General features: G+C 70.9%; 12 protein-coding genes and 1 tRNA gene. 4 read left to right on the forward strand and 9 right to left on the reverse strand.

Going from position 1 to position 13,179, the window contains the following annotated elements:
* Positions 1 to 16 precede the first annotated feature (16 nt).
* Both RM590_RS08420 and RM590_RS08425 read right to left on the reverse strand, forming a co-directional pair.
* On the reverse strand, positions 17 to 1,222 hold the full coding sequence (locus RM590_RS08420) for an SGNH/GDSL hydrolase family protein (protein ID WP_311703764.1): 1,206 nt from the start codon (positions 1,220 to 1,222) through the stop codon (positions 17 to 19).
* A gap of 598 nt (positions 1,223 to 1,820) precedes the next feature.
* Positions 1,821 to 2,795: a LysR family transcriptional regulator gene (locus RM590_RS08425; RefSeq protein WP_311703765.1), complete on the reverse strand. Its 975-nt coding sequence runs from the start codon at positions 2,793 to 2,795 to the stop codon at positions 1,821 to 1,823.
* A gap of 116 nt (positions 2,796 to 2,911) precedes the next feature.
* On the opposite strand from RM590_RS08425, the gene RM590_RS08430 reads away from it, so the two are divergent.
* Positions 2,912 to 3,208, forward strand: coding sequence for a DUF1330 domain-containing protein (locus RM590_RS08430; protein ID WP_311703766.1), 297 nt, complete (start codon positions 2,912 to 2,914; stop codon positions 3,206 to 3,208).
* A 1,358-nt stretch (positions 3,209 to 4,566) separates the two neighbouring features.
* On the opposite strand, the gene RM590_RS08435 is transcribed toward RM590_RS08430, so the two are convergent.
* From RM590_RS08435 to RM590_RS08445, 3 genes are all read right to left on the reverse strand, one after another.
* Positions 4,567 to 4,640: transfer RNA gene (locus tag RM590_RS08435), tRNA-Lys, on the reverse strand.
* Between the two features lie 62 nt (positions 4,641 to 4,702).
* Positions 4,703 to 5,047: a hypothetical protein gene (locus RM590_RS08440; RefSeq protein ID WP_311703767.1), complete on the reverse strand. Its 345-nt coding sequence runs from the start codon at positions 5,045 to 5,047 to the stop codon at positions 4,703 to 4,705.
* A 50-nt stretch (positions 5,048 to 5,097) separates the two neighbouring features.
* Complete coding sequence (locus tag RM590_RS08445; protein WP_311703768.1) at positions 5,098 to 5,991, reverse strand: phosphatase PAP2 family protein; 894 nt, start codon at positions 5,989 to 5,991, stop codon at positions 5,098 to 5,100.
* 153 nt (positions 5,992 to 6,144) lie between these two features.
* Here RM590_RS08445 and RM590_RS08450 point away from each other — a divergent pair, with 153 nt between their 5' ends.
* Complete coding sequence (locus tag RM590_RS08450) at positions 6,145 to 6,759, forward strand: histidine phosphatase family protein (protein ID WP_311703844.1); 615 nt, start codon at positions 6,145 to 6,147, stop codon at positions 6,757 to 6,759.
* A 25-nt stretch (positions 6,760 to 6,784) separates the two neighbouring features.
* On the opposite strand, the gene RM590_RS08455 is transcribed toward RM590_RS08450, so the two are convergent.
* Positions 6,785 to 8,140 (reverse strand): hypothetical protein, encoded by a 1,356-nt coding sequence (locus RM590_RS08455; RefSeq protein ID WP_311703769.1) that lies wholly within the window; start codon positions 8,138 to 8,140, stop codon positions 6,785 to 6,787.
* Positions 8,141 to 8,310: 170 nt separating this feature from the next.
* Between RM590_RS08455 and RM590_RS08460 the strand changes: the two genes are divergently transcribed.
* Positions 8,311 to 8,748 (forward strand): hypothetical protein, encoded by a 438-nt coding sequence (locus tag RM590_RS08460; RefSeq protein WP_311703770.1) that lies wholly within the window; start codon positions 8,311 to 8,313, stop codon positions 8,746 to 8,748.
* Positions 8,699 to 9,562 carry a spermidine synthase gene (locus RM590_RS08465; RefSeq protein ID WP_394813823.1) on the forward strand — a complete coding sequence of 288 codons (864 nt, stop codon included), beginning with the start codon at positions 8,699 to 8,701 and terminating at the stop codon, positions 9,560 to 9,562. The genes RM590_RS08460 and RM590_RS08465 overlap by 50 nt, the downstream gene beginning before the upstream one ends.
* Before the next feature lie 187 nt (positions 9,563 to 9,749).
* On the opposite strand, the gene RM590_RS08470 is transcribed toward RM590_RS08465, so the two are convergent.
* Genes RM590_RS08470 through RM590_RS08480 form a run of 3 tightly spaced genes read right to left on the reverse strand, consistent with a single transcriptional unit; the run spans position 9,750 to position 13,178 of the window.
* Complete coding sequence (locus RM590_RS08470; protein ID WP_311703772.1) at positions 9,750 to 11,162, reverse strand: GH1 family beta-glucosidase; 1,413 nt, start codon at positions 11,160 to 11,162, stop codon at positions 9,750 to 9,752.
* A gap of 58 nt (positions 11,163 to 11,220) precedes the next feature.
* Positions 11,221 to 12,135 (reverse strand): carbohydrate ABC transporter permease, encoded by a 915-nt coding sequence (locus RM590_RS08475; RefSeq protein WP_311703773.1) that lies wholly within the window; start codon positions 12,133 to 12,135, stop codon positions 11,221 to 11,223.
* The gene (locus tag RM590_RS08480) at positions 12,135 to 13,178 is read right to left on the reverse strand and encodes a carbohydrate ABC transporter permease (protein WP_311703774.1); all 1,044 of its coding nucleotides are present in this window, start codon (positions 13,176 to 13,178) and stop codon (positions 12,135 to 12,137) included. Before RM590_RS08480 ends, RM590_RS08475 begins: the two co-directional genes overlap by 1 nt.
* Position 13,179: the final 1 nt, after the last annotated feature.

A 13,179-nucleotide genomic window follows, 5' to 3' on the forward strand; every position in this document is an offset into this window, starting at 1 on the left:
CACCAGCGTCGCCTGGCTAGTCGGCGAGCTGTACCAGCCGGGCGGTGAGCACGGGTACGTAGAACTCGGTGATGCCGGCGATGTTCGGGTGGGTGCCGCTGCCGCCGCTGCCGGGGTAGCCGTTGACGAGGCTGTCGAAGGTGTAGGCCGCCCGCTGGGCTTCGACGCGGGTGTCGAACGTCGTGTCCGCGAAGACGTCGGCGACCGCGACGCCCCACTTGCGGGCGGCCTGCAGGGTGACCTTGCGCAGGGCGAGCTGGGTGTCCCAGTCCCGCGAGCCCAGCTTGTGGGCGGCCACGTACACCAGCCGGGCTTCCGGCCACCTCTGCCTCATGAGCTGGATGGTGGCTTCGAGTGATCCGGTGTAGGTGCCGGCAGCGAAGCTGCTGGGGTCGGTGGCGTCGCTGACGGTGCCGATCTCGTATGCGTGCTGGTCGTGGATCTCGATCGCGTCGTTCGTGCCGCCGTCGAAGACCACGACGTCGGGCGCCCGTGAGCCGGCCGACCGCACCTGATCGATGATGTGGCCGCCGGAGGCATCGACTGCCGGGCCCACGGTGGCGCCGTTCTTCGCGTAGTTCGTCAGCGTCATGTCTTCACGGTCGGCGACGAAATCGACGAAGCCGCGCGGGTACTGGTGGCCGTCGACGATGCTGTCGCCGAAGGCGTAGACCGATGAGCCGGCGAGGGATCCACAGGCGGCGTTGGTGGGGCGGACCAGCCGGAGGTTGTCGATCGACTGCGTGCCGGTTCCGTAGTAGTTGCATTCGACGAGCCTGGCGAGGTTGGTTCCCGCGATATCCGCGGTGCCGGAGGCCATCACTGTCGGCGCGGCCTCCTTACTGGTGATCGCGTACTGGACCCGGCCGAGGGTGAAGTCCATGTGCAGATCGACCGTGTACCACATGCTCCGGTCGAAGCTGGTCGTGGTCCAAGTCGGGTTGAGGGAGTCCGGGTCGGGCCCCGTGACCGCGTAGCGGAGTTCGGAGGCGGTGGCGGCGATGGCGAAGACGAGGCGTCCGGTGTCGTCGCGCAGTTCCAAGCCGGTTTTCGCCGCGCTGCCGGCGATCGCAGTTCTCCAGTCGAAGCGCAGATCGAGCGTTCTCTCGCGCGCGATGGACGGCGCGAACGGGCGTACGGAGGTGGTGTAGTTGCCCATGTCTTCCGTGATGTTCAGGACGCCGCCGCCGATGCCGGCTCCAACGGGGGACCGAGGTCTCATCGATCAGCGTTTTGTGCCAGGCTTCGGCAGCCGATGCGGCGCGAGGGATGGTCAGGGTTGGCGGTGTCGACCGGTGCCCGGCGAGGCGGGGTGCTTACGAGGGATCAAGCGTCACCCGAACTGTGCCGCGTCGGTGACAGGGAATCCGTCGTCGAGGAATCCGCGGGGTGTCCGGGGATGGGGGTTCTGATTCATCGCCTACCTCATGGTTTCGGTGTTCATTCGCCCAGCCGATAGCTGTCGAATCGAGGCCGCGAACCGCCCAGGAGAAGGAGTGGACCGGTTGCGTGGGTTATCCAGGGTGCCCAGCAGGTGTCAGGCGAGTCAGGCAAGTTCGTGGTCTCGGTGCCATCGCGCGCAGTCGGCAGCCCAGTCGGCAGCCCAGTCGGCTCGGGACCGTTGGAGTGCTTGGTACAGCCGCTCGGCAGGTACCTCGAAGGCGCGTTCATGCTCAGGCTTTCGGTTGCTGATCCGCCGGCGGAGCGAGGTCGTGTCGGACATTCAGCAAGACCGCCGTCGTCATCACCGGGAAGTCCGCCGGACGCAGGGTCTTCGGCCTCGCCACCGCAGGCGTCCGTCTCGCTTGACCTCTCGCGCGTCAGTCCGGCAGCCAGTGCAGCTCGTGCGCCAGGGTTTTGGCGACGGCACGGATGCGGCGGTGTAGTCGCGACTGCTCGCGTGGGAGGACCAGGTGGAACGTCAGGCTGGGCGCGCCCCGCAGCGGTCGCCAGGTGAGACCGGCCGGTTGTGCCGTGGCCGCGGCTTCTCCGGCCGGGGCGAGGGTGACCCCGTCGCGCAGGTCGCGCTGAGCCATGTCGAAAGAGACCGCGGGCGTGTGGAATCGGAGGTGTGGCCGGATGTCTCGGAACAGTGCGGACAGCTGATCGTGGATCACGGGGTTGGCCGCACGGTCCGGGAGCCGCAGCGGATACGCGGCCGCGTCGGCTATCTCGATCTCCGGGCGTTCGGCCAGCGGATGCTGCTGCGCCATCTGGACCCCGACGCGCGCACGCCGCAGCAGGTACCGGTGCACGCCACGGCCCGGCTGTTCACCGCGGGTGATCCCGGCATCGATGCGGCCGTCGGCGACCGCGGGGGAGATCTCCGGTGTCGCCATCGGGACCGCGCCGACCTCGAGTCCGCTGTTGCCGCGAATCAGCCTGTCCACCAGGGCCGGTGCCGTCTCGGCCCCGGCGCTGAGGCTGTATCCGATGCGCAGCGTGCCCAGTTCACCGGCCGCCGCGCTCCGGGCGGTGTCCCATGCCCGGTCCAGCGCCGCCAGCGCGGGCGGCGCGGACTCCGCCAAAGCCGCACCGGCCGTGGTCAATACGACGCTACGCGTGTCGCGGACCAGCAGGGCCGTACCGAGTTCCGCCTCCAATCGGCGCATCCGGGCGCTGAGTGCGGGCTGTGCGATACCGATCCGTGCGGCCGCGCGGGTGAAGTTCAACTCCTGTGCCAGCACCAGGAAGTACCGCAGGCTCACCGTATCCGGCGCCACGTGCCCTCCCTGCAGATTGATAACGATCCGTTCTGAGTCTATCCCGAACCGGTCTTTCCCTCGACCGCACATCGAGCCCTAACCTGCGCATATGACGATTCCACTGACCGCAGTACCCGTCGGCGGGATCGATCGATCTGGGTGTCAGTTCGAAGTCGGACGTGTCCGGCCGAACACAGGAGGTTTCCATGGCCAAGGGCTACTGGGTCAGCGTCTACCCCGCCATTTCCGACCTTGAGGGGCTGACTGCCTACAACGAGCTGGCCGGTCCGGCTGTCCAGGCTGGGGGCGGGCGCGTCCTGTCCCTCCTTGGCGGTCGAGTCGTCGCCCACGAGGCCGGAATCACGCAACGCGTCGTTCTGATCGAGTTCGACAGCTTGGAACAGGCCGTCGCGGCATATGAGAGCGAGGCATACCAGAAGGCGCTGGTGGCCCTCCCCGACGGCGTCGAGCGCGACTTCCGCATCGTCGAAGGCATCGACTGACCGGGGGGCCCAGCCATCGCTGAGCATCCGCCACCTGATACGCACACGGGGCCCGGGCCGCAGCGCTTGGCCGGGCTGTGGGGCGGGTGCTCGATGTCGGTGCAGGCGCCGAGCGCGGTGTCGGTGGACTGCCCGTCGTCGTCGGCGCGGGTCATGCGCCGCCGCTTCAGAGCGGCCGGAACCTGCTCGTCGAGCGCTTCCCTGACGATCTGGGAACCCTCCTGGTTGACCTTCCTCATGCGGCGGAGGTAGCGGTGGAGGTAGCGGTGGAGGGTGTCCGGAGTGTGGGCGACCGGCGTGCGGTTGCGCTCCAAGTGGGTCTTGCGGAGCCGGTCGAAGCTGATCTCCGGGAGCAGGTTGTCGCGCTTGGCATCGCCGGTGAGGCGTCCTCGCAGCCAGACCGCCTTGTTGCGCGGGGCGGCCATCCCGTGCGGCAGACCGGTCCTCAGAACGCCCGGGTCCCCAGCGCTTCCGCTGTAGTAGACGAACGCGCTGTCGGTGCCGATGAGCCGGCGGGTCGGCTCGCCGAGTTCGACCAGGGGGGAGAAGACACCGAACGCCGTCGTCAGCGAGGTCTCCAGGACGTGGTGCGGCCGCTTGTCGTCCGTGGGCCGCTGGAGGTCGGGACGCGGGGACGGCAGCGCCAGCGTCATCTCCGACCGGCTGCCGCGGCGGGGCTTGCTCGCCCTGACCAGGGCGATCCCCGTCTCGGTGAGGGCGGTGGCCCGCAGGTGGGTGGCCGGAAGCTTGGCCAGCACCGGCAGGTTCAAGCTCGTCCGGCCGGCCAAGCTGGCTCTGGACCGGTCGGCCGTCGGCGCCGCGGGCGACCCGCCGGGTGACCATCGCCTGGGCTCCGCCGGGCATCCTCGGGAAGTCCCCGGTTCTGTCGCCGTGGTCGAGGATCACGCCGCCTCCCCCGTCGTCAATCCCTTGTGCGTTAGTTTCTGTCTGAAATTGTTGTAGTGATCGTTAATCTAATCTCTCTTTCGGAGATTCCCGAACGGATTGAGCTCGGGACCGGCACGCCGGCCCGTCGAGGAATTCGGTGGCGCGCTCGGTGGCGTTGTAGTGCCCGCGACCCACCGGGGACGTCGACGCGGCGATCTCCCTGCTCGGCGACGGCCTCGGAGGCGTGTCCGGACGGGCGGGCGATCTCGGCCGGGCGGATGGCAGGGTGGAACTGGACATGGCAGGGTGCTCGGCGCCGGTCGGATCGGTTACCCGGAGAACGTGCGCGGGCGGATGCGGATGCAGCGGGGTGGCGATGCGGCGCCGCTTTCGCTGCGCCGGAGACGGAACCGTTACAAAGGCGAAGCCCCCACCTGCCGTCTCCGGCTGGTGGGGGCTTCCCCTGTCGGTGCGCCGCCAGGGACTCGAACCCCGGACCCGCTGATTAAGAGTCAGCTGCTCTAACCAACTGAGCTAGCGGCGCCTGCTGACGTCGTAGACCTTAGCACCCCGAACGGACGGAGCAAAAATCGGTTACGACAGGGCCTAGGGACGGCGGCGCAGCAGCTCACGGCCGTAGTCGATCATTTTCGCCGCGTAGTCCTCGGTCCAGCCGGCGCGGTCGGCGATCGCGGCGGTGGGCAGCGCGTCGAACCGCCCGGGGTCCGCGAGCTGCGCCGCCGCCATCGCCTGGAACTCCACGGAACGGTCCGCCGCCGCCTGGAAGGCCACGGCGAGCTCCGTGGCGCGGTCCAGCAGTTCCTTCGGGTCGGTGATCGTCTCCAGGGCGAAGAAGTGCTCCTCGTCCGGCCGGTCCGCGGGCGGCTCGAAGAACAGCGCCGCCGGCCGCCGGTGGCGCGGCGGCTCGGGAGCCTGGCCGGAATCTGCCATCGGGGGATCAGCCTCCTGTGGATCGCGCCCGGCGCCCGGCCGGCGACGGGTCAGGTGGGCGGAGCGAGCTCCTCCCGCTTCGCCGACGATCCATTGTGCCGCGCGATGTCCTCCGCGTGCGGGCGCGAGCGCTGGCGCGGGGGCGCACCGGCGGGGGACGGCAGGCTGTCGTGCTCGGTGCCGGGCGCCGGCCCGGTCTCCAGCCCCAGGCGCACGCCGATCCGGCCCGCGAGCCGCAGCAGCGGGCGCGCGAGCAGCAGCCCCAGCGTCATCACGGCGGCACCGGCCAGCGCGTCCAGGAAGTAGTGGTTGCCCGTGCCCATGACGACGATCGTCGTTATGAGCGGGTAGCCGACGGCCAGGGCGCGCATGAACGTCGTGCGCTTCCCGTAGTGCCACAGCGCGACCCCGCACCACAGCGACCAGCCGACGTGCAGGCTCGGCATCGCCGCGTACTGGTTGGTGAAGTCGCCCATGCCGCTGGGCGCGCTGGCGTCCTCCGCCCACCAGCCGTACCCGGCGTACTGGGCCAGGGTGTCCACGAACCCGTAGTCACCGGGCAGCAGTCGGGGCGGGCTGGTGGGCATCAGCGTGAAGCCCACCAGGCCGAGCAGCGTGGAGGTCAGCAGCCAGGTGCGCATCAGCCGGTAGTGCAGCGGGCGGCGCCGGAACAGCCAGACCAGGATCGCGGGTGTCACCAGGTAGTGCAGCGAGGCGTACGCGAACGAGGACGGCACACCGAGCCATTTCTCCTCGGTGAACAGCTCGTTGAGCGGATCCTCCGGATGCAGCCACAGCGAGCTCTCCAGCCGCAGGATGGCCAGGCCGTTGTCCACCGCCGTGCCCACATCGCCGCGGGCCAGCAGCCGGGCGCCCGAATAGGCCCCGTAGACAACCACGATCAGTAGCAGCTCGGTCCACCAGCGTGGCCGGTCTCGGGGCATGCGGTCAGACTCCAAGTTCACGTCGTCATCGGGCGGGCGCCGAACGGTCAATGCCACCGTACGGCGAAGGGCGGAGGAAAAGACGCCCGGGGCGCCCCTTTCGGTTGCGTGCGAGATGATGAGTGACAGATGAGACAAACAGAGGGGAACTCCATGGCCGCGCGCATCCTGCTGATCCGGCACGGACGGACCGCCTGGTCGGTCACCGGGCGTCACACCGGACTCACGGATGTGCCTCTCCTGGAGGAGGGCAGAGCCCAGGCCAAGGCCCTGGGCACCAGGCTGCACCAGGCCCCCTGGGACGGCCTGCCGGGCGCCGAGGTCCGCACCAGCCCGCTGTCCCGGGCCAAGGACACCTGCGAACTGGCCGGGTTCGGCGACCGGGCCACCACCTGGGACGCCCTGCGCGAATGGGACTACGGCGCGGAGGAGGGCCTGACCACCGAGGAGATCGCCGCCCGGCGCGGCGGCTCCTGGATGATCTGGCGCGACGGCGTCACCGACGGCGAGACCCTGGAGCAACTGTCCGCCCGCGCCGACGAGGTTGTGGCCTGGGCGCGCGCCGCGCACGCGGCCGACCGCGCCGCCGTGGTCTTCGCCCATGGCCACATCCTGCGCTCGGTGGCCGCCCGTTGGCTGGGGCTCGACGTCACCTTCGCCGCCCGGCTGCGGCTGGACGCGGCGGCGGTCTCGGTCCTCGGCTGGGCCTACGGCGAGCCCGCCATCGAGCGGTGGAACGACATCGGCCACCTGGACGGCATCGTCTGAGAGGGCCGGGGATCCGGGGGCCGGGTCAGGCCCCGCGGCGTTCCAGGAACGTGGCCACCGTGGCGTCCCGCCGGGCCGGGCCCAGGCGTTCCGCGGTGCCGGCCAGCAGCCCCGTGACGCGGGCGGAGCGCACCTGCGTCAGCAGGTCCAGCGACCGGTGGCCGAACGCCGCCGCCTCCTCCGGCTCGCCCCGCTCCGTCAGGTAACCGGCCAACTCCGCCGCGTACAGGGCGGTGTTCCGCGCGAAGTGCGGCTCGCGCAGCGCCGCCGCGACCGCCTGCCGCGCGCACGCGCCGGCGCGCGGCCAGTCGCCCAGCGCGGCCCAGCACCGGGCCTCCAGGCTGGCGAACTCGGCGTCCCCGAAGAACGACATCCACTCCGGCGCGCCCGTCACCGAGCCGCGTCCGTAGTGGGTGTGCGCCCGCGCGAGCGCCACCTCCGCGCCGCGCCGGTCACCCATGCCCGCCCAGCCGCCCGCCTCGCGCAGCGCGAGCAGCGCCCGCAGCCGGTCGGACCCCAGCCGCCGCGCCGCCTGCTGCCCGGCCTGCGCGGCCCGCACCGCCTCCCGGGGACACCCGGTGTCCGCCGCCAGGAACGCGGCGTTGCAGAAGACATGCGCCTCCAGCGCCGGGTCGCCGCCGACCCGCGCGGTGGCCAGCGCCTCTCCGTAGTGCGAGCGCGCCAGCGCCGGGCGGCCGGAGTCATGGGCCAGCCACCCGACGGAGATCGCCAGCTCGCCCGCGTCGGCGTGCAGTTGATCGTCGACCGCCTGACGCCGGGCGCCGGTGTCGAGCAACTCGTAGGCGGCCCGCAGGGCTTCCCGCGCCGGCCGGTACAGCGCGTCCGCGCCGTGCCGGTCGTCGAGCAGCCGCAGATCCGTGACCGCGCGGGTCACGGCGGCGGCCTCAGGACCGCCCGGCCGGGCCGCGCCGGCGGCGGCCGGCAGCGCCCCGAGGGTCGCAAGGGACGCGACGGCGGCCGGGCCGCCGGTCATGAACGCGCGACGCAGCACGTCGCCCTCCTCCTGGTCGTCGATGTCGCCGGCGCCCGGCGCCGCCGAGGGGGCCGGGCACAAAGCTGTGGGGGGACCGGTACGCGGCATGCGCCGCCGTACGACCTGCCGGGGCTCGAATCCGAGATCGGTGAGGGAACGCCCGGGGAACATATGAAGGAATACCCGCTCGTACGCGTAATTGGGGCAGCGGATCTCGCCCGCCTCCACGCGCCCGATGTAACGCGCGTCGCAGCTCACGCGCTCGCCTATCTCGCCCGCCGCGCGCCGCACGGCCGCGGCGAACTCGCCCGGGGACAGCGCCCCTCGCAGCTTCCGGAACGCCGTGTTGGGACCGGCCGGCCGGGGCGCGGATGATGACGTCGCCATGGCCGGACGGTACCCGCCCGTGTTATGCCAACTACCGTCGGTATCCGTATGAAACGGTCATCTCGTCCACGATCTGCCATGAAGTGCCACCCAATGCGGCGGAACTGGGCCGTAGCCGTTGACAGTGGTCGCGCGTTGAGCAACACATCCGACACCTTGGAGGGAAACCCATGGCGGACACCGGCGAAACGGCGCCCTGTGATCTGGTCACCGTGCCGGCCAGGGAGGGACTGGAGGCCGTCGACATCCTGCGCCTGCGACACGGCGTGGGGCCCGTACTGCACGACAGCCAGGGGGACACGCTCGGCTTCATCGTCCCGCCCGGCACGGCCGAGCGCTGGGACCTGCCCGGCAGCGCCTGCACCCAGACGTATCCCGGCACCCCCCGGGGCGAGCAGCCACCGGTCACCGGCAGCGGCTGGCTGGTGCCCCCGGAGGGCGCCGTCATCGACGCGACCGAGCCGGAGCGGCTGCGCGCCGCGCTGAACGAGGCCGTCTCCATGCTGCGCGTGGTGGACCGGTGCACACGCGCGCCCGGGGGCGGTCACACTGGAGTGTGTGGCGAAGAGAAGACTCCTGCGAGGCGGCGCCCACCGGGCCGTGACTGAGACGGTCGGCGGCGGCACCGCCCAGCTCGTTCCCGATCCCGACCGGACCGGGAGCTGGGAGCTGCTGCTCGACGGCGCCCCGCAGTCGCACGTCGATCTCGCCGACCCCACCCGGCTGGCCTTCGAGTACCAACGGCGGCTCGGCCACATCATCGATCTCGTCGCGCCGCCGGGACGCCCGGTCACCGTCCTGCACCTCGGCGGCGGCGGGCTGACCCTCGCCCGCTACGTGGCGGTCACCCGGCCCCGGTCCACCCAGCAGGTCGCCGAGCCCGACGGCCGGCTCACCGCGCTGGTCCGGCGCGAGCTGCCGCTGCCCGACGGGGCCCGGATCCGGATACGCGAGGCGGACGCCCGGGCCGTGCTGGGCAAGATCCCGGACGGCTGGGCGGACCTCGTCATCACCGATGTCTTCGCCGACGCGCGCACCCCGGCCCACTGCACCAGCGCCGAGTTCCTGGACGAGGTGCGCCGCGCCCTGCGCCCCGGCGGCTGGTACGCGGCCAACCTCGCCGACGGCCCGCCGCTGGCCCATCTGCGCGCCCAGGTCGCGACCGCGCTCAGCCGGTTCGCCGAGGTCTGCCTGGCGGTCGAGCCGGCGGTCCTGCGCGGGCGCCGCTTCGGGAACGGGGTGCTGTGCGCCTCCGACGCCGCGCTGCCGGCGGCCGTACTCGCCCAGCGCAGCGCCCGCGACCCGTATCCCGCGCGGGTGCTCGCCGGCCGGGAGCTGACCGACTTCACCGGCGGCGCCGCCGTGGTCACCGACGCCACGGCCGCGCCGTCCCCGCCGCCCCCCGACGGCACCTTCGGCTAGGCAGGACCTCGGCCCTGTCCGGCCCGGAACGCACCCGGCCCCCGGCCGCCGCCGCTGGAGTGCGGCGCGGGCCGGGGGCCAGGCCCCCCCTGTCCCCCTTTCCGAGAGGGATTCGGAAAGGCTTCCGGGCGGACGCGGGGAGGCTCACCGGGCGGCACGTGCGGGGTGCCGGCCCGGGTGGTTCAGGTCACGCGGGCAACTGGCCGGAGCCGGCCACCTCCGCGTACCAGCGGGCGCTGGACTTGGGCGTGCGCTGGAGCGTGTCGAAGTCCACGTGGACCACTCCGAAGCGCTTGCTGTATCCGTACGCCCACTCGAAGTTGTCCAGGAGCGACCAGAGGAAGTAGCCGCGGACGTCGACGCCCTGCTCGATCGCCTGGTGGATGGCGCCCAGGTGGCCGTTCAGGTAGGCGATGCGGTCCGGGTCGTGCACCGCGCCCGAGGCGTCCATCTTGTCCTCGAAGGCGGCGCCGTTCTCGGTGACGAAGAGCGGCAGTTGCGGCACCTCGCGGTGGAACCGCTGGAGCAGTTCGACCAGGCCGGTCGGGTCGATGGCCCAGCCCATGTCGGTGAGGTCGTTGTTCGCGAGGTGGAACTCGACGTTCTCGGAGCCGACCCACGGGGAGTGCTCGGAGATGCCGTGGCCGTCGTTGCGGGCCGCCGGGCCGTCGCCGGTTGGGGCGGAGGCGATGGTCGGCGTGTAGTAGTTCAGGCCGAGGTAGTCCAGCGGCTGGTGGATCGTGGCCTCGTCGCCGGCCCGCACGAACGACCAGTCGCTGACCCGGGCGGTGTCCTGGCGCAGGTCGTCCGGGTAACTGCCGTGCAGCATCGGGTCGGAGAAGATCCGGGTGTGCAGCGCGTCGATGCGGCGCGCGGCGTCCCGGTCGGCCTCCGAGTCGGTGTGCGGGCGCACCACGCCGGGGTTGAGCGTGACGCCGACCTCGGCGTTGCGCGGCAGCACCGAGCGCAGGGCCTGAACGCCGAGGCCGTGGGCCAGGTTCAGGTGGTGGGACGCCTTGAGGACGCTCTCCGACTCGTGCCGGCCGGGGGCGTGCACGCCGGAGCCATAGCCCAGGAACGCGCTGCAGAACGGCTCGTTGAGCGTGGCCCACATGCTCACCCGGTCGCCCAGGGCCTCGCCCACGATGTGGGCGTACTCCGCGAACCGCTCGGCCGTCTCCCGCTCCGGCCAGCCGCCCGCGTCCTCCAGGTCCTGCGGCAGGTCCCAGTGGTAGAGCGTGATCGCGGGGGTGATCCCGCGCTCCAGCAGGCCGTCCGCGAGGGCCCGGTAGAAGTCCAGCCCGCGCTGCACCGCCGGACCGCGTCCGGTGGGCTGGACGCGCGACCACGACACCGAGAAGCGGTAGGCGCGGAGGCCGAGTTCGGCCATCAGGCCGATGTCCTCCTGCCAGCGGTGGTAGTGGTCGCAGGCCACGTCGCCCGTGTCCCCGGCGTGCACCTTGCCGGGGGTCCGGCTGAAGGTGTCCCAGATGGACGGGGTACGTCCGTCTTCCCGGGCCGCGCCCTCGATCTGGTAGGCGGCCGTGGCCGAGCCCCACAGGAAGTCCGGTGGGAAGACAAGGGGTTGGTTTTCAGTCATGGAAGCGCTCCCATTCTTGCTCGTAGAGAGGGTATCGAATCGCGTACGACGGGGCCGCTCAGCCCTTGAGCGCGCCGTGCATGATGCCGCCGACGATCTGCTTGCCGAACAGCACGAACGCGATGAGCAGGGGGAGAGTGCCGAGCAGCGCGCCGGCCATGATCACGCCCTGGTCCGGGATGTAGCCGCGGCCCAGGTTGGTCAGTGCGACCTGCACGGTCGGGTTCTGCTGGGTGAGCGCGATAATAGGCCAGAAGAACTCGTTCCAGGCCATGACGAACGTGAGCATGCCCAGAACGGCCATCGCCGGGCGCGCGGCGGGGAAGACGACGTGCCACACCACCCGCAGGCTGTTGGCGCCGTCCACGCGAGCGGCCTCGATCAGCTCGGTCGGCAGCGCCTGGATGAGGTACTGGCGCATGAAGAACACGCCGAACGCGCTGACCATCATCGGCAGGATGACCGCCTGGAGGTGGTCGGTCCACTCCAGCTCGGCGATCGCCATGAACAGCGGCACGACCGTGAGCTGCGGCGGGACCATCATCGTGCCGATGACCAGCAGCATCAGGAAGTTCTTGGCGCGGAACCGGAGTTTGGCGAAGGCGAACCCGGCCAGGGTCGCGAACAGCACCGTGGAGAACGTGATGGTGCCCGCCACGAACATGGTGTTGGTCATGGCCTTGACCATGTTGGCGTCGTCCCACGCCGTTTCCAGGTTGTCGAAGAGCCGCCCGCCGAACCAGAACGGCGGGTCCTCCTCCAGCAGCCGGGCGTTGGTGTGCGAGGCGGCGATGATCGAGAACACCAGCGGGAAGATCGATCCGATGCCGAAGATGATCAGGATCGTATACGTCAGCCAGCCGGCGTGCCGCTGCCGTCCCGCCTGGTTCACACCGCGGCGGCGCTCCGCCCGCGGCGTGGTCCGTTTACGGTCGTCCTGTGCTGCCGGAACGGCCTGCGTGGTCGTGGCCATCACTCCTCCTCGCCGCTGCTCCGGCCCACCAAGCGTGTGAGCACCCAATAGATCAGCCCGATGATGATCAGCAGCAGGAACATCGTCCAGGCAAGGGCCGCGGCTCGGCCCAGATGGCGGTTGGCCCAGCCCGTCTCGTACATGTAGAGCCCGAGGGTCTGGTACTGGTTCTGCGCGCCGCCGCTCTCGTCGCCGCCGAACAGCAGGGGCTCGCCGAAGAGCTGGGTGGCGCCGATCGTGGAGACCACGATCGTGAACAGGATCGTCGGGCGGAGCTGGGGCAGCGTGACGTGCCGGAACTGCTGCCACCGGGAGGCGCCGTCCAGTGAGGCGGACTCGTACAGGTCATTGGGGATGGCCTGCATGGCGGCGAGGTAGATCAGGGTGTTGTACCCGGTCCAGCGCCAGATCACGATGGTGGACACCGCGAACTGGGAACTCCAGGTGCCGGCCTCCCAGGAGATGGCGTCGATGCCGACCAGGTCCAGGCACCAGTTGATGATGCCGTAGTCGCCCTGGCCGTACAGCATCACAAAGACCAGGGTCGCCGCCGCCACGGAGGTGGCATACGGCGTGAGGATGGCGACGCGGAACAGCATGCTGCCGCGCATCTTGTAGTTGAGGAGGTGCGCCAGTCCCAGCGCCATCAGCAACTGCGGCACCGTGGAGATGATGCCGATCGTGAACGTGTTGCGCAGCGACTTCCAGAAGAACTCGTCGTCCCAGAGACGGGTGAAGTTGTCGAAGCCGACCCACTCCATCTCGTTCGGGGTGGTCATGCTCACGTCGTGCAGGGACGACCAGCCCGTGTAGAGCAGCGGGAACAGGCCGAAGGCGGCGAAGAAGAGGAAGAACGGCGCGATGAAGCCGTAGGGACTGAACTTGATGTCCCACTGGTAGCGCCGCGAGCGGCGCGCCATGCGGCGGGCTTCCTTGGGGTCGGGGGCGGCGGACTTCGCGGTCCGCCGCCCATCGGGTTCCGGGCGCGGGGCCGCGCCCCCCGACGATGCAGGGGGCGCGGCCTCTCGGTGCTCAGTCGTCATC

This window comes from Streptomyces litchfieldiae, assembly GCF_031845365.1.
In the GTDB taxonomy this organism is placed as follows: Bacteria; Actinomycetota; Actinomycetes; order Streptomycetales; family Streptomycetaceae; genus Streptomyces; species Streptomyces litchfieldiae.